General features: G+C 66.7%; 14 protein-coding genes. 6 read left to right on the forward strand and 8 right to left on the reverse strand.

Annotated features, from left to right (window positions below):
• Window positions 1-79: 79 nt before the first annotated feature.
• From RT513_RS00150 to dusB, 7 genes are all read right to left on the reverse strand, one after another.
• On the reverse strand, window positions 80-1,594 hold the full coding sequence (locus RT513_RS00150) for a potassium transporter TrkG (protein ID WP_290687904.1): 1,515 nt from the start codon (window positions 1,592-1,594) through the stop codon (window positions 80-82).
• Window positions 1,594-2,970, reverse strand: a complete 1,377-nt coding sequence (gene trkA, locus RT513_RS00155) for a Trk system potassium transporter TrkA (RefSeq protein ID WP_088213761.1) — start codon at window positions 2,968-2,970, stop codon at window positions 1,594-1,596. Before trkA ends, RT513_RS00150 begins: the two co-directional genes overlap by 1 nt.
• 104 nt (window positions 2,971-3,074) lie before the next feature.
• Complete coding sequence (locus tag RT513_RS00160) at window positions 3,075-4,490, reverse strand: sigma-54 dependent transcriptional regulator (protein ID WP_290687907.1); 1,416 nt, start codon at window positions 4,488-4,490, stop codon at window positions 3,075-3,077.
• A 14-nt stretch (window positions 4,491-4,504) separates the two neighbouring features.
• Window positions 4,505-6,790: a PAS domain-containing sensor histidine kinase gene (locus RT513_RS00165; RefSeq protein WP_290687909.1), complete on the reverse strand. Its 2,286-nt coding sequence runs from the start codon at window positions 6,788-6,790 to the stop codon at window positions 4,505-4,507.
• Window positions 6,791-6,883: 93 nt separating this feature from the next.
• Window positions 6,884-8,248 (reverse strand): response regulator, encoded by a 1,365-nt coding sequence (locus RT513_RS00170; protein ID WP_290687911.1) that lies wholly within the window; start codon window positions 8,246-8,248, stop codon window positions 6,884-6,886.
• Window positions 8,249-8,251: 3 nt separating this feature from the next.
• Complete coding sequence (locus RT513_RS00175) at window positions 8,252-9,358, reverse strand: two-component system sensor histidine kinase NtrB (RefSeq protein WP_088213764.1); 1,107 nt, start codon at window positions 9,356-9,358, stop codon at window positions 8,252-8,254.
• Entirely contained in the window at window positions 9,355-10,344 is a 990-nt protein-coding gene (gene dusB, locus RT513_RS00180) for a tRNA dihydrouridine synthase DusB (RefSeq protein WP_290687913.1), read from the reverse strand. Before dusB ends, RT513_RS00175 begins: the two co-directional genes overlap by 4 nt.
• Window positions 10,345-10,541: 197 nt before the next feature.
• Between dusB and RT513_RS00185 the strand changes: the two genes are divergently transcribed.
• The 6 genes from RT513_RS00185 to gluQRS all read left to right on the forward strand — a co-directional run bounded on the left by RT513_RS00185 (window position 10,542) and on the right by gluQRS (window position 18,175).
• Window positions 10,542-11,744: a bifunctional 2-C-methyl-D-erythritol 4-phosphate cytidylyltransferase/2-C-methyl-D-erythritol 2,4-cyclodiphosphate synthase gene (locus RT513_RS00185; RefSeq protein WP_313533426.1), complete on the forward strand. Its 1,203-nt coding sequence runs from the start codon at window positions 10,542-10,544 to the stop codon at window positions 11,742-11,744.
• On the forward strand, window positions 11,741-12,241 hold the full coding sequence (locus RT513_RS00190) for a phosphatidylglycerophosphatase A (protein ID WP_290687915.1): 501 nt from the start codon (window positions 11,741-11,743) through the stop codon (window positions 12,239-12,241). Before RT513_RS00185 ends, RT513_RS00190 begins: the two co-directional genes overlap by 4 nt.
• Window positions 12,238-12,726, forward strand: a complete 489-nt coding sequence (locus RT513_RS00195) for a CinA family protein (RefSeq protein ID WP_088213767.1) — start codon at window positions 12,238-12,240, stop codon at window positions 12,724-12,726. Before RT513_RS00190 ends, RT513_RS00195 begins: the two co-directional genes overlap by 4 nt.
• Window positions 12,727-12,809: 83 nt before the next feature.
• Complete coding sequence (gene gyrA / locus RT513_RS00200) at window positions 12,810-15,533, forward strand: DNA gyrase subunit A (protein WP_290687918.1); 2,724 nt, start codon at window positions 12,810-12,812, stop codon at window positions 15,531-15,533.
• Between the two features lie 367 nt (window positions 15,534-15,900).
• Entirely contained in the window at window positions 15,901-17,271 is a 1,371-nt protein-coding gene (gene trmFO, locus RT513_RS00205) for a methylenetetrahydrofolate--tRNA-(uracil(54)-C(5))-methyltransferase (FADH(2)-oxidizing) TrmFO (RefSeq protein ID WP_290687920.1), read from the forward strand.
• The gene (gluQRS, locus tag RT513_RS00210) at window positions 17,252-18,175 is read left to right on the forward strand and encodes a tRNA glutamyl-Q(34) synthetase GluQRS (RefSeq protein ID WP_290687922.1); all 924 of its coding nucleotides are present in this window, start codon (window positions 17,252-17,254) and stop codon (window positions 18,173-18,175) included. Before trmFO ends, gluQRS begins: the two co-directional genes overlap by 20 nt.
• A gap of 3 nt (window positions 18,176-18,178) precedes the next feature.
• On the opposite strand, the gene hisI is transcribed toward gluQRS, so the two are convergent.
• On the reverse strand, window positions 18,179-18,535 hold the full coding sequence (gene hisI / locus RT513_RS00215; protein ID WP_088213771.1) for a phosphoribosyl-AMP cyclohydrolase: 357 nt from the start codon (window positions 18,533-18,535) through the stop codon (window positions 18,179-18,181).
• Window positions 18,536-18,551: the final 16 nt, after the last annotated feature.

Consider the following 18,551-nt stretch of genomic DNA (forward strand, 5'->3'; position numbering starts at 1 on the left):
GCGGCCTGCGGCGGAACCGGCCCTCGTCCTCACAAGATTATGATGGCAGGCGGAGGGAGATTCCAGCCCCAATTTCCGACTATTGCCGCCATGTGCCCGGCGCGACAAGCGCGATGAGAGCCAGAATCTCCATCCGGCCCGCCACCATGCCCCCCGCCATCACCAGCCGCGCCCAACCATCCACCGCCGCCACGCTGAGCGGGGCGTGGGTGCCCATCCCCAGCAAAGGGCCGGTCGTGGTGATGGAAGCGATGGAGAAGATGATCGATTCCTCCAGCCCCAGACCTGTCAGCGTCAGGATCAATACCATCCCGGCGAGCGAGAGCGCGACGAGCATGAAGAACAGCCACGCGATGAAGGCGCCCTCCCGCCGCAGATGCCGCTTGAAAGGGCCGCCGCCGCCAAGCGAATGGGGATGCAGGATCCGCTCCATCTCCCGCTGGCCGTGGAGGTAGAGCGCGTAGATCCGCAGGATCTTCACGCCGCCCGCTGTCGTGGCGACCCCTCCGCCGATGAGGCAGAGCGCGACGAGAAACAAGCCCGGCGCGGTCATCCCCTGCCAGAGCGGGCCCGCGATCCAGTCCGCGCTCCGAAAGCCGGTGGTGGTGAGGAAGGACAATCCGGTAAAGCCGGCACCCCATAAGGCGGAAAGAACCTCTCCCAATCCCGGAACCATATCCCGCCTGACCGCCTCTGCGATGAGTACGCCCAGAATGACCAGAGGAACAATGATGGCTGCCGCCACGCCGAGACGGAACTCCGGGTCGGCCGACAAGGGGAAGGATTGGCGTGACGCCCGGCCGAGCGGCATCGTCCGGCGGGACAGGGCGAAAAGAAGAAACGGCAGGATCGCCGCCTCTCCCCACCGACCGGAGGGAGTGGCCGAACCGGGGGGAAGCGGGCTGATGCCGCTGGTCGAGAGGGTGGACATCGCATGGCAAATCGCGACCAGCGTCGTATCCCCTGCCGCCGCCAGAAGAAGGCCGAGCGCCGCGGTCAGCCCCACATAGACCGGGAGCAGCAGTCTGATCTGCTGCAAGAGCCGCTCCGGCAGGTCTGCCACCGCGATGCCGGCCGGTCCCTGTTTGCCCGAAAATCCCACCGATCCGGGGTTGAGAACCTCGAACCCGCCAAGGTTCATGGGCGCCAGCACTGCAAAGGCCGTGACGAGGACGAAGAACCCGCCCATCCAGCCCACCATCGCCCGCCAGAGATGGAGAGAGGGAGCTAGACGGCCCGCGTCATAGAGCGTGGCGCCGGTGGTGGTGAAGCTCGACACCATTTCAAACCAGCCGTTCGCGTAACTCGTATTCCCCACGGCCTCCACGAAGGGCAGAGCGAGGATCAGCGGAAAGGCGGTATAGGCCAGAAGAAGCTGGAGAAGCTGGCTCCGCGACGCGGTCCCGAACCGTCGCCCGGAAAGCGCCAGCGCGATCAGACCCGTAACGAACAGCACCATCGTGCCGCTGTAGAAGAAGGCCCGCGCGACCCCATGGTTCCGAAACGCCAGCGCGTGAGCGGCGGGCACATACATCGCCAGCCCCCCGAAAGCCGTGAGCGGGACGAACAGCGGCAGCGCGAAAAGCCGTTCCATCAGAAGAAGTCGATCGACACCTGGAGCAGCCGCTCCACCTGCGGGATGTCCGGGGTCAGCGCAAAGATGGCGATCACGTCCCCCTCCTCCAGCCGGGTCTTGCTGTCGGGCTTGATGTAGCGCCCGGCCCTCAGAATGCCGCCGACCAGCACGCCCTCCGGAAACTCGATCTCCCGGATCATGTTGCCTGCGAGCGGAGAGGTGGAGAGCACCTGCGCCTCTATGATCTCCGCCTCCGAGTCGCCGATGGAATAGAGCGCCCGCACCCGCCCGTGACGGATGTGCCGCAGGATGGAGGAGACGGTGGTGGCGCGCGGGTTGATGTAGGCGTCGATGTTCAGCGCGGGCATGAGCTGCGCCATGCTGGGATCGTTGATGAGCGCGATGGCGAGCTTTGCGCCCTCCGCCTTCGCCCGCACACAGGCAAGAAGGTTCGTCTTGTCATCATCCGTCACCGCGACGATGGCATCGGCCTTGTCCACCCCCGCCTCGCGCATGAGTTCTGCGTCCAGCCCGTCGCCGTTCAGCACGATGGTCCGCTGCAGCATGTCAGCGGCCGTCTCCGCCTTCTCCCGGTCCCGTTCGATGATGCGGACGCGCACCCGGTTGGCCCCCGCCTCCAGCTTGCGCGCCACGGTCAGCCCGACAGCCCCGCCGCCGAGGATCACGATGCGTTCCTGCGGCGCGACGACCTTGCCGAAGACCTCCAGCGTGCGGTCCACATCCTTGGTGTCGGTGAAGGCATAGACCTGATCGCCGGGGAAAAGCTGATCCTCCGCCTCCGGGGCGAAGAGCCGATCCTCCCGCCGGACGCCGACGATGATGGTACCGAGCGTCGGGAACAGGTCGGAAAGCTGGCGGAGCGGCGTGTTGAGCACGGCGCAGTCCTCGCTGATCGCGATGCCCAGAAGCTGAGCCTTGCCGCCGAAGAAGCTCTCGGTGTCAAAGGCGGAAGGCGCAGCGATCCGTTGTAGCGCGGCCTCCGCCACCTCCCGCTCGGGCGAGATCACCACGTCGATGGGCAACTGGTCGCGGCGGTAGAGATCGGCATAGGCCGGGTCGAGATAGCTCTGCGCCCGGACACGGGCGATCTTGCGCGGGACATTGAACACGGAATGCGCCACCTGGCAGGCAACCATGTTCACCTCGTCCGAATGGGTCGCGGCGATCACCATGTCGGCATCGCGCGCCCCGGCGCGGTCCAGCACATCGGGATAGCTTGCGTAGCCCACCAGCCCCCGCACTTCCAGCGTGTCGGAAATGCGCGCGATGAGCTGGGGGTTACTGTCCACCACCGTCACGTCGTTGCGCTCACCGGCAAGCTGCCGCGCGATCTGCCAGCCCACCTGCCCGGCTCCGCAGATGATGACCTTCATCGCGCTGGCTCCCGCTCATTCCATTGGCTAGGTTGCAGAGCCTGCCGCGCCCGTCAACCGGGCAGAGGCTTTCGCCCCGCCCCGCGTTGCAGAGCGTGGCGCAGCTACTCCGCCGCGTTCAGAACCTCATCGTCCTCATCCTCATCGGCCCCGCGACCGCCGCCCTTGGTGTTGACGACGCCGAGCGACTTCAACTTGCGGTGCAGCGCCGACCGCTCCATGCCCACGAAATTGGCCGTGCGGCTGATATTGCCGCCGAAGCGGTTGATCTGGGTCAGCAGGTATTCCCGCTCGAACAGCTCCCGCGCCTCGCGGAGCGGCAGCGTGGCCAGCGCGCCGGAGAGCGCGACACGTCCCTCACCGCCCTGCCCCTCGTTGCGCGACGGCACCTCGCGCGCCTCGATGGGGCCCGAGCCTTCGGAGAGGATGAGGATCCGCTCCAGCACGTTCCGCAGCTGCCGGACGTTGCCCGGCCACGGCATCGTCTGGAGCAGCGCGGCGGCATCTTCCGACAGCGGCCGGTTCGGCAGGCCCTGGGTCTTGTGAAGCTGGCTGAGGAAATAGGCGGCGAGTTCGGGGATATCCTCGCGCCGCTCCTCCAGCGAGGGCACGACGATCGGTACCACGTTCAGCCGGTCGAAAAGCTCCTGCCGGAAGCGCCCGGCCCCGATCTCTCCCTTCAGGTTCCGCGTGGTGGAGGAGATGACGCGGAGATCGACCCGCACCTTCGCCGCGCCGCCGACCCGGGTGAACTGCTGCTCCGTCAGCACGCGGAGGATCTTCGACTGTGTCCCGACGGGCATGTCAGCAACTTCGTCGAAATAGATCACGCCGCCATGGGCCTGTTCGAGCAGCCCGGTTTCCACTCCCCGCTCCGTCTCGCGCCCGAAAAGCACTTCCTCCATGCGTTCCGGTTCGATCCCGGCAGAGGATACGGTGACGAACGGGGCCGAGGCACGGTTCGAGCCGGTATGGATGAAGCGCGCTGCCGCCTCCTTGCCGCAGCCGGCGGGGCCGCTCAGCATCACGCGCCCATTCGACTTCGTCACCTTGTCGAGCTGCGATTTCAGCCCCCGGAAGGCGGCGGAGCTTCCCAGCATCTCACCGCCCGTCACCTCCTTTCGCCGCAGGTCCGCGTTCTCCCGCCGCAGGCGCGACGCCTCCATCCCGCGCTGCACCACCACCATGAGCTGGTCGATGTTGAAGGGCTTCTCGATGAAGTCGTAGGCGCCCTGCCGGATCGCAGCCACGGCGATCTCTATATTGCCGTGGCCGGAGATGATGATGACGGGAATGTCGGGGTTGTTGCGCTTCACCGTCTTCAGGATGTCGATCCCGTCCATCCCGCTGTCCTTCAGCCAGATGTCGAGGATCATGAGCGCCGGTGCCTCCCGGTTCAGCTCCGCCATGCATTCATCCGAATTGGAGGCGAGCCGAACGGTGAACCCATCGTCCCGCAGGATGTCGCCGACCAGTTCGCGGATGTCCCTTTCGTCGTCCACAACAAGTATGTCGCCCATCGTCCTACCCCTTTTCAGCCGTTTGCGGCCCGTTCTTTGGTTTTTACGAGAGTGCTGCGGACGCTGTCCGTCCGTACGAGCCGCGGCAGCCGGATTTCCGCCAGCGCGCCGCGATGCGCCCCTTCCGAGAAGGGTTGCGCGTCGAGAAGGGCGAGCGTGCCGCCATGCTCCTCGACGATTTTCTTGACGATGGGAAGGCCGAGCCCCGTGCCCTTGTCCCGCGTCGTCACGTAAGGCTCAAAGAGCCTGCCCCGGTCCTCCGGCAGACCCGCGCCGTTATCGGCGATGCGGATGACCGCGCCTTCCGCCGTATCTTCAAGCGAGACGCGGATTTCCGGCCGATACCCCTCCGGCGCGCCCGCCTCCACCAGTGTCTCTATCGCCTCGCCCGCATTCTTGATGAGATTGGTCAGCGCCTGCGAGAGCATGGTCGCGTCCACATCCATCGCCACCGGATGATCGGGCAACGTCGCGGAGATGTTCACGCCGGGCTGGCCGTTCTGTTGCAGAACCACCGCGTCGCGCACGAGCTTCGTCAGGTCCTGCTCCCGACGATCCGGCTCCGGCATGCGGGCGAATTTGGAGAACTCGTCCACGATCCGCCGCAGGTCTCCGGTCTGCCGGATGATGACTTCGGTGTATTGGGTGAGCGTGGCCGCATCCTCCTCCTCCATCTGCCGTCCGAAGCGGCGGCGGATGCGCTCGGCGGAAAGCTGGATGGGGGTGAGCGGGTTCTTGATCTCATGCGCGATGCGGCGGGCGACATCCCCCCAGGCCGCCATCCGCTGCGCGGAGACGAGATCCGAGACATCGTCGAAAGCCACCACATAGCCTTCGAGCGCACCGTCCGAGTTCCGCCGGATCGCGATGCGGACCAGAAGCTGGAACAGGCGCCCGGAGCGGCTGACGGGGATCTGCTCCTGCACGGTCTCCGCCCCGCCCTGTTGCAGCCTGTCCAGCAGGGTGCCGAACTCCGGCACGGAAAGGGCGAGTTCCTGCCCTTCCGGGGCGGAGGAAAGCTCCAGAAGCCGCTGACCGGAACGGTTCAGAAACAGCACCCGCCCCTCCGCATCCATGCCGATCACGCCCGGCGTCACCGATCGGAGCACGGAGTCGAAAAGGCGCCGCTGCTCCTCGGTGCTGCGGTGGGCATCCAGAAGCGCCTCGCGCTGGACCTTGAGCTGGCGGGTCATCTGGTTGAACACCCGGCCCAGCATGGCGATTTCGTCGTCCCCCGGTTCTTCCTGCACATGAATGTCGAGATCCCCGCTCCCGACGCGCTGCGCAGCCCCGGCCAGCCGCCCGACCGGCCGTGACAGACGCTCCGCGAACCACAGGCCGAGCCAGATGGCCGCGAGCAGCAGGATGACGGCGAACCCCACGTAGAGCAGGCCGAACTCGAACAGCAGCCGCCCCCTGTCCCGCTCGAGCTGCTGGTAGAGGCCGACGGTCTGCTTCGTATCGTCGAGCAGGCTGAGGATCTGCCCGTCCACCGACCGCGAAACGTAAAGATAGCGGTCCACGTATTGGTCGAGCGCGATCAGAGTGCGGAATTCGTTGTTGTTCCAGTCTTCGATGACAACCGTTTCACCTTCCGAGGCGCGGCGCAGCTGATCGTCGGTGGGTTTTTCATAGTCGAACAGGTAGGAGCGTTCGCCCCGCGCCTTAAGCTCTCCGCCACCGTCGATGACATATGCCTCGCGGATGCCCCGCTGGATCTGGCCCTGACCCTGTGTCAGTACCTCGCGGAGCGTCCCGTCGGAGGGAAGAAGGGTCCGGCGGCGGAAATCGTTCAGGTAGCCCGCCAGCGCCTCCACATCCTCCACAAGGTCGCGGCGATGTTCGTCTTCATAGGCTTCGGCTGCGGCGAGGGAGGTGGAAAGAACGTTCCGCACCCGGTCGGAGAACCACCCCTCAAGCCCCACGTTGACCGTCAGCATGGCAAAGACCGCGACGAGCACGGTCGGGACCAGCGCCACGACGACGAAAACGCCGGTGAGTCGCAGGTGCAGCCGCGACCCGGCAGAATGGGCCCGCCGCGCCGCCACCATCTGGGCCACGCGTTGCGCGACCAGCGCCGCCACGACGAGCGTATAGACAAGATCGGCGAGCAGGACGAGCCGCAGCCCGGTCGATCCCGTGCCTTGCTCCAATGGTCCCAACGCAAAAAGCGTGAGCCAGGCCAGCACGGGCCCGAGGATCACCAATCCAAGAGTGGCGAGGTTCTGCACCCGGCGCTGCCGGCGCAGATGGGCAAGCCTTGCCGCCCAGGACGCGCTGCTACGAGCCGTGCGTTGCACGGTTCCCCCTCGGTATTCGCCGCTCTCGCGGATCCGCCAACATGAGTGGCCTTCTCCCGGCGTGAAACCGGCGGGCCACATTATGTTGCCGTTTTACATCAGCTTCCGCCTCCGTGTCACGCGAATATCAAGGTCGGTGATCTTCTTGCGCAAGGTATTGCGGTTAATGCCCAGCAGGTCGGCACATTTCGCCTGATTTCCGGCAGTTGCGTCGAGCGCGATCTCGATCAGCGGGATTTCGACTTCCTTGAGGATGCGCTGATAGAGGCCGGGCGGCGGCAGCGTCCCGCCGTGCAGGTCGAAATACCGCTTCAGATGCTTGCCCACGGAGGCGGAGAGCCGCTCCCCCTCACCTCCGGCGCGTAGCGGCTCCATGGAGGGTTGGTTACCCAATACGGCATCGACCTCCCCCCGCGCGATCTCCTCCTCCGTGCTGGTGACGACCAGACGCCGGATGGTGTTTTCGAGCTGCCGCACGTTACCCGGCCATGAGTAGGTGCGAATCACCTCCATGGCGTCGGGAGAGAAACGGCGCAGCGCGCCGGTGTCCCGCTCCCCCCGGCTCAGGAAGTGTTCCGCCAGCAACGGAATGTCGTCCACCCGCTCGCGCAGAGCGGGCACGTTGATCGTCACACCGCCGAGCCGGTAGTAGAGATCCTGCCTGAACGCTCCCGACTCCATGCGCTGCATCAGGTCCGCCTGGCTGGTCGCCATGATGCGGGGGGCGTTCTCGCCAAGACTGTCCAGCATCCGCACGATCCGCCCCTGCGCCTCGTCGTCATAGTCGGATACCTCGTCGAAGACGATGGAACCGCCGCGGGCGCGGGCGAGGATCGAGGCCGGCCCTTCCGGCGAGCCGAGTTCGGCGGCCCCGGCCACCACGAAGGGCAGCATCCGCCGGTCGGAGAAATCGTGGATGGCCCGGGCGATGAGCGACTTGCCCGTGCCCGATTCACCCGTGATGAGCACCGGCAGATCGGTATTCATCACGCGCGCCACCAGCCGGTAGAGCGCCTGCATCACCGCCGTCCGCCCGACCAGCGGAAGATCGTCGGACTGCTCCCGCTCCTCCGCCTTGCGGGCGGGGGCGCGCCGTTTCGTCTCCAGCGCCCGGGCGGCGCGTTTCATCAGATCCGGCAGGTCGAAGGGCTTCGGCAGATAGTCATACGCCTCCGCCTCCGCCGCCTGGATCGCCGTCATGATGGTGTTCTGGGCGGAGATGACGATGACCGGGAGGCCGGGACGCTCCTTTGAGATCTTCGGCAGCGCCTCCAGCCCGTCGCCGTCGGGCATGATGACATCGGAGATCACCAGATCACCCTTCCCCTCCTCCACCCAGCGCATCAGCGTCATGAGGGAGGATGTGGCGTGGACCTTGCAGCCCGCCCGCGTCAGCGCCTGCGTCAGGACTGTGCGGATCGTGCGGTCGTCGTCGGCGACAAGAACGGTACCATCCATGGGTTATTCATCCTCCGGGTGCTTCGGCGCGGTGGGGGGCGCGATGGGAAGCGAGATGCGAAATACGGTGCGACCGGGAACCGAATCGACGGCGATCCAGCCGTCATGATCGGAAACGATCTTTGAAACGAGCGCGAGACCAAGGCCGGTGCCGTTCTCCTTCCCGCTCACGAACGGCTCGAAGATGTCCTGCGCGATGGCGGGCGGCAGACCGGGACCGTCGTCGATGATCTCCACCTGCAAGGGCAGGCGGCGGGGCGTGCCATCTGCACGGCGGATCCGCAGCGCGGCGTCGTAGAAGGTGCGCAGCCTGATCCTGCCCGCGCGGCTGCCGGAGGCTTCGGCAGCGTTCTTCAGCAGGTTGAGAAACACCTGAAGAAGCTGGTCGCCATCGGCATAGGTATCGGGGAGCGAGGGGTCGTAATCCTCCTCGATCATCATATGCGCGGCATAGCCGACCAGCGCGGATTTCCGCGCGCGGTCCAGCAGGTCGTGGATATTGACGGCCTGAAGCTCCGGCGGGCGGAGGTTGCCGAACTGCTCCACCTGCTCCAGAAGCTTCACGATGCGCTTGCTTTCCTCCACGATCAGGTCCGTCAGTTCCTGATCCTCGGGCGAGAGGTTCATGGATAGAAGCTGCGCCGCGCCGGTGATGCCTGCGAGCGGGTTCTTGATCTCATGGGCCAGCATCTCCGACATCCCGATCGCCGATTTCGCCGCCGACTTCACCGATTGCGCACGACCCAGCCTGTCAGCCAGTTCACGGGGGGAGAGCAGCAGCAGAATGGCATCCGCCCCCGCTTCGGGCAGCGCGGAGAGGTAGAGCGTGGTCGAAACCGGTGCGCGCTCTCCCGTGCCGACATCGACGGTGTTCAGCGTCATCGCGACCTCCCCGCCCCGGACCCGGCGGAAGGCCTCCTCCATGGGCGCGTCGATGGAAACGCGCTCGAACAACGGCTGTCCGCGGCTGTTCCGGGCGGAGAGGTTCAGGAACTCCTCCGCCGCGGGGTTCATGTCGCAGATGCGGTCATCCTGATCGATGACCAGACCGGGAATGGGTAGTGCGGCCCAAAGGCCGGCGGGCGGGGAAATGGTCGATTCAGGTATCATGCGGCCTGCCTGCCCTGCTCCACAAAGGCGAGCCGCAGCAGCGCGGGAATGCGCCCTGCCTCCTCCGCCGTCAGGATTTCGCGGCGGAGGACAGCGGGGGCGCCGGCCTCGTCCAGATACCAGCCTAGATGCTTCCGCGCGACGCGCAGACCCAGTTCGGTGCCGTAGAACGACAGCATGGCCTCATGATGCTTCGCGACCAGATCGGCCAGCGCTGCCCCGCAGGGCACAACCGGTGCCGCCGTGCCGAAGCGCGCGGCAGCGATTTGCGCCAGCCGCCAGGGCCGCCCCTGCGCGCCCCGCCCGACCATCACGCCATCCGCCCCTGACAGCTTCAACGCCTCGGCAGCGGTCGCCGTATCCACGATATCGCCGTTCGCGATCACCGGGATCGAAACGGCCTCCTTCACGCGGCGGATGGCGGCCCAGTCCGCCTGCCCCTTGTAGAACTGGCATCGCGTCCGACCGTGGATGGTGATCATGCGGATGCCTGCGGCTTCCGCCCGCCGCGCAATGTCGGGTGCGTTCAGCAGCGCATCATCCCAACCGAGCCGGGTTTTCAGCGTCACCGGCACCTTCACCGCGCCGACCACCGCTTTGATCAGCCGGAGCGCATGATCCGGGTCGCGCATGAGCGCGGACCCCGACCAGCCGTTCACCACCCGCTTCGCCGGACAGCCCATGTTGATGTCGATGATCGCGGCGCCGCAATCCTCCACGTAGCGCGCGGCCTCCGCCATCCAGTAGGCATCCCGCCCCGCAAGCTGCACGGAAGTCACGCCGTCGCCGATCCCCAGTTCCGCCCGCGCCCTTGCCCGCGCGGAGGGTTTGGCCTGCACGACCTCCTGCGAAGCCACCATTTCGGATACCACCAGCCCCGCGCCGAACCCCTGAACGATTCGGCGGAACGGCAGGTCGGTGATCCCGGCGAGCGGCGCCAGAAAGACCGGAGGGTGGAGCGTCAGAGTCGCTACCTGAATCGTCAACTGCCTAATCCTTGTGCGTCAAGCTTGCAGGTATAGCGCGCCTTCCCGCTTTGCAATCGCACCCCGCCACGACCTTGGGGAGGGAGGTGCTGAATGCGGAATTATGCACAATTTTTAAGCTAACTGCCCGATCACGCCGCGCCGTTGCCACCCGACGGCCTTCACCGTAAGCAAAGAGGAGTGAATGGAGGCGTAACGTGCTGGCAAATGCGGCTGCAACAGGCGCTGGAGAAGATGTCGCGGCCTTGATCGTGGCGGCGGGTCGCGGCACCCGCGCAGGCGGTGAGATGCCGAAACAGTGGCAGCCTCTCGACGGTCGTCCGGTGCTTTCGCATACGGTGGAAGCGTTCAGGCGGGCGGGAATTGCGCGGATCGTGCTGGTCATTCACCGCGATGACATGGCGTTGGCCAAGACCCTGCTCCGCGATGGGGTAACCATGACGCCGGGCGGCGAGAGCCGTGACGCCTCCGTCCGGGCCGGGCTGGCGCTGCTGGCGGAGCGGCCGCCGCGCCATGTGCTGATCCATGACGGGGCGCGGCCGCTGGTTTCTCCTGACCTTGTCTCCCGGCTGATTGCCGCTCTGGAAAGCGGCGCGCGGGCTGCCGCGCCGGGCCTTGCCGTCACGGATGCGCTCTGGCGCGGGGTGGAGGGCCGGGTGGCGGAGGCAGTGCCGCGGGCAAGCCTTTACCGGGCGCAGACCCCCCAGGCATTCGACTTCGCCGCGATCCGTGCCGCCCACGACCGTCATCCGGGCGGCGCCGCCGATGATGTGGAGGTGGCGCGGGCCGCGGGCCTTGACGTGATGATCGTCGAAGGCGATGAGGACAATATCAAGATCACCCATCCGGGCGACTTCGCCCGTGCCGCGCGCCTTCTGGCGCAGAGGGAGACAGCAGGCGTGACACATCCCGCACCCTTTCCCGACATCCGAACCGGCAACGGCTACGATGTCCACCGCTTCCGCGACGGCGACGGCGTGGTCCTCTGCGGTATCCGCATTCCCTTCGATCAGGCGCTGGAAGGTCACTCCGATGCCGATGTGGCGATGCATGCGGTGACGGATGCGATCTACGGCGCGCTGGCGGAGGGCGATATCGGCCGCCACTTCCCCCCAACCGACCCGCAGTGGAAGGGCGCGGCCTCGGAAATCTTTCTTGCCCATGCCGCCGCCCTGGCGCGGGAGCGGGGATTCGCGCTTACCCATACGGACGTGACCATCGTCTGCGAGGCGCCGAAGATCGGCCCGCATGCCCCGCGGATGCAGGCGGAAATGGCCCGGATCATGGGGCTGGAGGCGGAGCGGGTCAGCATCAAGGCCACCACCTCGGAACGGCTGGGTTTCACCGGCCGGGGCGAAGGGATCGCGGCGCTCGCCACGGCAACGCTGGTGAAGGCATGAGCGCGGCGCGCCTCGTCGCCACCGGGTTCGGGCTGGGATACATTCCCTTGGCGCCGGGCACATGGGCCTCGCTTGCCGCCGTGGCGGTGGGGGTGCTGATCCACGGGTTGGGCAGCTTCCCGCTTCTGCTGCTGGCCACCCTTGCCGTTATCGCGGTGGCAAGGTGGTCCATCAGCGCCGCCTTGCCGGAGATGGGCGGCGGCGATCCGTCCGAGATCGTGATCGACGAGGTGGCGGGGCAATGGCTGGCCCTGCTCGCCCCCTCCTTCGGGTTCTGGATGATGGGGCTCGACAGCTGGCGCTTCCCCTACCCCGGCTGGCTGGGAGCGTTCCTTGCATTCCGGCTGTTCGATATCTGGAAGCCCTGGCTGATCGGGCGCGCGGACCGGCGGGGAGATGCATGGGGCGTGCTGCTGGACGACCTGCTCGCCGGGATCTTCGCGGGCATTCTGGTGATGATCCTCGCCGCGCTGGCGCACGGAGTTCTGATGCGATGAGCGGCGAAGACGCCATTCCCGCAGCGGCCGCCGGGCTTCTGGCGGCAGCACGCGCGCGGGGGGCGGTCGTAGCCACGGCGGAAAGCTGCACCGGCGGGTTGATCGGCGGCGCCATCACTGAAGTGCCCGGCTCCTCCGATATCTTCGACCGCGGCTTCATCACCTATTCCAACGCCGCCAAGGTGGAGATGCTGGGCATCCGTCCCGAAACGCTCGCCGCACATGGCGCTGTGTCGGAGGAGATTGCGGCGGAAATGGCGGAGGGCGCGCTTGCCCGCTCCAACGCCACCCTCGCCGTCTCCGTCACCGGCATCGCGGGACCGGGCGGAAGCGAGCACAAGCCGGAGGGGCGGGTCTGCTTCGGGTTGGCGGGCGATGGGGTCACGCGGACGCAAACCGTGGAATTCGGCGCGATCGGGCGTTCCAACGTGCGGCGCGCGACCGTGGAACACGCGCTTTCCCTCCTGATCGCCGCGCTTCGTTGACCCCCTTGCATTGCGCCTGCCCCCTCCCCGGACTATAGTCGCGGGGCGCTGCGCGCGGCTTGCCAGAAAGAGATCGGAAGACCGTGAACGATACCCCTGAATTGCCCGAGGACGAGGAAAACGGCCCCGACCGCCCGTCCTACGCCGGCCCGACCGTCTCCATCGCGGAGGAGATGAAATCCTCCTACCTCGACTATGCGATGAGCGTGATCGTCGCGCGCGCGATCCCCGATCTGCGCGACGGGCTGAAGCCCGTGCACCGGCGGATCCTCTACGCGATGCACGAAACCGGCAACACCCACGACAAGCCCTACCGCAAGTCCGCCCGCCCCGTGGGCGACGTGATGGGGAAATACCACCCCCATGGCGACAGCGCGATCTATGACGCGCTCGTCCGTCTGGCGCAGCCCTTCTCCATGTCGCTGCCGCTGCTGGACGGTCAGGGCAACTTCGGCTCCATGGACGGGGATTCTGCCGCCGCCATGCGCTATACCGAAGTCAGGATGGACAAGCCGGCCGCCTTCCTCCTTGCCGATATCGACAAGGAGACAGTGGACTTTCAGGACAACTACGACGGCAAGGACCGGGAGCCGGTGGTGCTGCCGGCGCGCTTCCCGAACATGCTGGTCAACGGCGCGGGCGGTATCGCGGTCGGCATGGCGACCAACATTCCGCCGCACAACCTTGGCGAAGTGATCGACGCGACTCTGGCGCTGATCGAGGAACCAGACCTCTCCACCGAACGGCTGATGGAATACATCCCCGCCCCCGACTTTCCGACGGGCGGCGTGATCCTCGGGCGGTCCGGCGCGCGCAAGGCCTATCTGGAGGGCCGCGGATCGGTCATCATCCGGGCCAAGACGCGGGTGGAGGAAATCCGCAAGGACCGCTACGCCATCGTGGTGGACGAGATCCCCTATCAGGTCAACAAGGCCACGATGATCGAGCGGATCGCCGAAATGGCCCGCGAGAAGCGCATCGAAGGCATCGCCCACGTGCAGGACGAAAGCGACCGCATCGGTGTGCGCGTCGTCGTCGAACTGAAGCGCGACGCGACGCCTGAGGTGGTGCTGAACCAGCTCTTCCGTTTCACGCCGATGCAGGTGTCCTTCGGGTGCAACATGCTCGCGCTGAACGGCGGGCGGCCGGAACAACTGGCGCTGCGCGACTTCCTGACCGCCTTCCTCTCCTTCCGGGAGGAGGTCGTCGCCCGGCGCACCGCCTTTGAACTCCGCAAGGCGCGGGAGCGGAGCCACCTGCTCTGCGGTCTGGCCGTCGCCGTCTCCAACGTCGATGAGGTGGTGGCCACGATCCGGTCCTCCGCCGATCCGGCAGAGGCGCGGGAGCGGCTGATGTCGCGCCGCTGGCCCGCCATGGACATCGCCGAATACATCCGCCTGATCGACGATCCGAGCCATACGATCAACGACGACGGAACCTACAACCTGTCGGAGCTTCAGGCTCGCGCGATCCTCGACCTCCGCCTTCAGCGCCTCACCGCGATGGGGGTGAAGGAGATCACCGACGAGCTGCAGGAACTGGCCGCGAAGATCCGCGACTATCTCGACATCCTGCGCTCGCGGGAGCGGATCATGTCCATCATCTCCACCGAACTGCGCGAGGTGCGCGACGCCTTTGCGGTTCCCCGCCGCACGGAGATCGCCGACTGGTCCGGCGACATGGAGGACGAGGATCTGATCGAACGGGAGGACATGGTCGTGACCGTGACCTCCGGCGGCTACATCAAGCGCACCCCCCTGGCGGAATTCCGTTCCCAGCGGCGGGGCGGCAAGGGCCTGTCCTCCATGTCCACCAAGGAGGACGATGTGGTGACGACGCTCTTCGTCGCCAACACCCATACGCAGCTGCTGTTCTTCACCACCGACGGCATGGTCTACAAGCTCAAGACATGGCGCCTGCCGCTGGCGGGCCGCAATGCCCGCGGCAAGGCCATCGTCAACATCTTGCCGATCGGGGCCGGTGTCTCCATCGCCGCGATCATGGCCATCGACGAGCCGGAGGTGGAATGGGATATGCTGCAGATCGTCTTCGCCACCTCCGACGGTGACGTGCGGCGCAACGCCCTTTCCGATTTCACCAACGTGAAGTCGAACGGCAAGATCGCGATGAAGTTGCCCGAGGGCGTCAGCCTCGTCGGTGTCCGTATCGCCAACGAGCAGGACGACATGATGCTCGTCACCGCGCTCGGGCGGGCGATCCGCTTCCCGACGACGGATGTGCGCGTGTTCAAGGGCCGCGATTCCACCGGCGTGCGCGGCATCCGTCTGGCGGAGGAGGACGAGGTCGTCTCCATGTCCGTCATCCGGCATTTCGAGGCATCGCCGGAGGAGCGCACCGCCTACCTCAAGCAGCGCCGCCTCGTCGCGGGGGCGACGGAGGAGGTGGAGGCCGACGAGGATGAGGACGCCGTGGAGGGGGGGCAGCTCTCCACCGAACGTTATGCGGAGATGTCCGCCATCGAGGACCTGATCCTGACGGTCACGGCCTCCGGCACCGGCAAGCTCTCCTCCTCCCACGACTATCCGGTGCGCGGACGGGGCGGCCAGGGTGTCATGGCGATGGACAAGGGCATGCGCGGCGGGCGGCTCGTCGCCTCCTTCCCCGTCGCGATCGAGGATCAGATCATGCTGGCCACCTCCACTGGCCAGTCGATCCGCTGCCCGGTCGATGGCATTTCCTTCCGCTCGCGCAGCGCCGGGGGCGTGCGCATCTTCGATACGGGCGGGGATGAGCAGGTCGTCTCCGTCGCCCGGATCGCCGAACAGGCGGAAGACGGCGAGGAATGAGCGAAGGGGCTGGCGAAATGCCGGCCCTTTTCATTTGACGGCGGCGGCACGTAGGGTGCGGGAAGCGGTCGGGTCGCGATGTATGCCGGGCGGAAATATGTCAACAGTATCGACCTTTGCGCGCTGCGGCCGCTTCGTGACGGGTTTCGCGCGGGACTCCAGACCCGTCGCGGCTGCCTGAAGAAGCTCCCCTGCGCTTCGGATAGGGATTGCCCCCTCCACAGGTCATAATATGCGGGATACCGCTGCCAGAAGGCGGCGAAACCGCCCGACCGGCAGAAGTCATTTCCTGATGCGGTCGGCGCGCGCCGGTCTTGCCGCTGTCTCGGCCCTTCCCAAATGCGCTTTACGGGATTAAGTGCGGCGCATGACCGAAAAGCTCCATATCATCGGCGGCGGCATGGCCGGATCGGAAGCCGCCTGGCAGGCGGCCGAGGCCGGGGTTCCCGTCGTCCTGCACGAAATGCGCCCCCAGGTGGGCACCTTCGCCCATCGCACCGGCGACTTCGCCGAGATGGTCTGTTCCAACTCGTTCCGCTCGGATGACGACGAGCAGAACGCCGTGGGCCTGCTGCACTGGGAGATGCGGGCGGCGGGCGGGCTCATCATGACCACCGCCGACCGGCACTCCCTGCCTGCGGGTGGCGCGCTGGCGGTGGACAGGGATGCCTTCTCCGCCGATGTGACGGCGCGGCTCCGCGCCCATCCGCTGATCGAAACGGTTGCCGGAGAGATCACCGAGCTGCCGCGGGAAGGCCACTGGATCATCGCGACCGGCCCGCTCACCTCCGGCGCACTGGCCGAGGCCATCCGGGCGGAAACGGGGGCGGACGCGCTTGCCTTCTTCGACGCCATCGCCCCCATCGTCTATGCCGAGACGATCGACATGCACATGGCATGGCGCCAGTCCCGCTACGACAAGGGCGAGACGGAGGAGGAGCGGACCGCCTATATCAACTGTCCCATGACGCGGGAGCAGTATGAGACCTTCATCGACGCCCTGATCGCCGCCGACAAGACGGAGTTCCGGGAGGGGGAGACAGCGAAATATTTCGACGGCTGTCTGCCCATCGAGGTGATGGCCGAACGCGGACGGGAGACGCTGCGCTTCGGCCCGATGAAACCCGTGGGCCTGACCAACGCCCATGATCCCGCCGTGAAGCCCTATGCCGTGGTGCAGCTCCGCCGAGACAACGCGCTCGGCACGCTCTACAATATCGTGGGTTTCCAGACGAAGATGAAATACGCCGCGCAGACGGAGGTGTTCCGCCTGATCCCCGGCCTTCAGGACGCGCGCTTCGCCCGGCTGGGCGGTATTCATCGCAATACCTTCCTGAACTCACCCACCCTGCTCGATCCGCGGATGCGTTTGCTCTCGCGGCCCAATATCCGCTTTGCGGGTCAGGTGACGGGGGTGGAGGGCTATGTGGAATCCGCCGCCATGGGGCTGGTCGCCGGACGCCTCGCCGCGGCAGAGCTTCTGGGCCGCAACGTGCCGCCGCCGCCGCGGGAAACCGCAATGGGCGCGCTCATCGCCCATATCACCGGCGATGCGGAGGCCGCGACCTTTCAGCCGATGAATGTGAACTTCGGCCTGTTCCCGCCCATCGACGCAAAGGGTGGCCGGCGCGGGCGGAAGGACCGCTACAAAGCCTATACCGACCGGGCGAAGGAGGCCTTCTCGCACTGGCTTCAGGAGGCCTCCTCCGTGTCAGCCCATGCCGGAACCGCTGTCTGATCGGGGGGCTCCGGGGGGCGCTGCCCCTCGGGCCGGGGGGATCGGGGGGAGTGCGCTCCCCCCGACACGCCGCACCCGGTTCGCGCCCTCGCCCACGGGGCTGCTCCACCTCGGGCATGCCTTCTCCGCGCTGACGGCCAGCGCCCGTGCGACCCCGGGGCAGTTCCTGCTCAGGATCGAGGATATCGACACCGCCCGCTCCCGCCCCGACTACGAAACGGCCCTGAAGGAAGACCTGCACTGGCTGGGCCTTTCCTGGCCGGAACCGACGCTCCGGCAATCGGAGCGACGCGACGCCTATGACACCGCCCTTGCCCGGCTGGCAGAGATGGATCTTCTCTATCCCTGCCGCTGCACGCGGGCCGACATCCGCGCGGCCCTGTCCGCCCCGCAGGAGGGCATGCCGCTGATCGGGCCGGACGGTCCTGTTTATCCCGGCACCTGCCGGGGGCGCACGATCGCCGAGGCCGGGCCGGGAGACGCCATCCGCCTCGACATGCAGCGGGCCGTGACGCTGATCCCGCCCGGCACCGGTTTTCTGGAAACCGGCCCGGAGCATCCCGGCCTGCATCTGCTGGACGCCGAGACGATGCTTCGCACTATCGGCGACATCGTACTGGCACGGGGAGATATCGGCGTGGCCTATCACCTCGCCGTCGTGGTGGACGATGCGTTTCAGCAGATCACCGAGGTCGTGCGCGGAGAGGATCTGTTCGAGGCGACCTTCATTCACCGCCTGCTGCAACTGCTGCTGGACCTGCCCACGCCCGACTACCACCACCACCGCCTCATCCGCGATGAAAACGGCAAACGGCTCGCCAAGCGGGACGATGACCGCGCGATCCGCCATTATCGGGCGGCGGGTGCTACGCCGGACAACATCCGGGCGATGCTGGAGAAGTGAATCTCAGCCTTCGGGCTGCATCAGCTCCACTTCGTCGCCCTTCCGGACAGCGGTGTAGAAGCAGCTCCGCCGGTTGGTGTGGCAGGCCGGTCCCGTCTGTTCGATGAGCACGAGCACGCAATCCCTGTCGCAGTCGAAACGGAAATCGACCAGCTTCTGCACGTGGCCGGACGTCGCGCCCTTGATCCACAACTCCTGCCGGGAGCGTGACCAGTAGGTCACCTCCCCGGTTGCCAGCGTCCGCTCCACCGCAGCCTGCGTCATCCACGCGACCATCAGCACCTCGCCCGTGCGATGGTCCTGCGCCACGGCGGGGATGAGGCCGCGGTCGTCGTAGCGAAGGGTCGAGGGGTCGAACATGACAGGCTCCTGTTCA

The sequence above is a fragment of the Haematobacter sp. genome (assembly GCF_032102465.1).
In the GTDB taxonomy this organism is placed as follows: Bacteria; Pseudomonadota; Alphaproteobacteria; order Rhodobacterales; family Rhodobacteraceae; genus Haematobacter.

What these genes read in the sequence shown, in the direction of transcription:
- RT513_RS00150 (WP_290687904.1), bottom strand. Translation starts at nt 1,594, where the DNA reads ATGGAACGGCTTTTCGCGCTGCCGCTGTTCGTCCCGCTCACGGCTTTC.
- trkA (WP_088213761.1), bottom strand. Translation starts at nt 2,970, where the DNA reads ATGAAGGTCATCATCTGCGGAGCCGGGCAGGTGGGCTGGCAGATCGCG.
- RT513_RS00160 (WP_290687907.1), bottom strand. Translation starts at nt 4,490, where the DNA reads ATGGGCGACATACTTGTTGTGGACGACGAAAGGGACATCCGCGAACTG.
- RT513_RS00170 (WP_290687911.1), bottom strand. Translation starts at nt 8,248, where the DNA reads ATGGATGGTACCGTTCTTGTCGCCGACGACGACCGCACGATCCGCACA.
- RT513_RS00175 (WP_088213764.1), bottom strand. Translation starts at nt 9,358, where the DNA reads ATGATACCTGAATCGACCATTTCCCCGCCCGCCGGCCTTTGGGCCGCA.
- RT513_RS00190 (WP_290687915.1), top strand. Translation starts at nt 11,741, where the DNA reads ATGAGCGCGGCGCGCCTCGTCGCCACCGGGTTCGGGCTGGGATACATT.
- RT513_RS00195 (WP_088213767.1), top strand. Translation starts at nt 12,238, where the DNA reads ATGAGCGGCGAAGACGCCATTCCCGCAGCGGCCGCCGGGCTTCTGGCG.
- trmFO (WP_290687920.1), top strand. Translation starts at nt 15,901, where the DNA reads ATGACCGAAAAGCTCCATATCATCGGCGGCGGCATGGCCGGATCGGAA.
- gluQRS (WP_290687922.1), top strand. Translation starts at nt 17,252, where the DNA reads ATGCCGGAACCGCTGTCTGATCGGGGGGCTCCGGGGGGCGCTGCCCCT.
- hisI (WP_088213771.1), bottom strand. Translation starts at nt 18,535, where the DNA reads ATGTTCGACCCCTCGACCCTTCGCTACGACGACCGCGGCCTCATCCCC.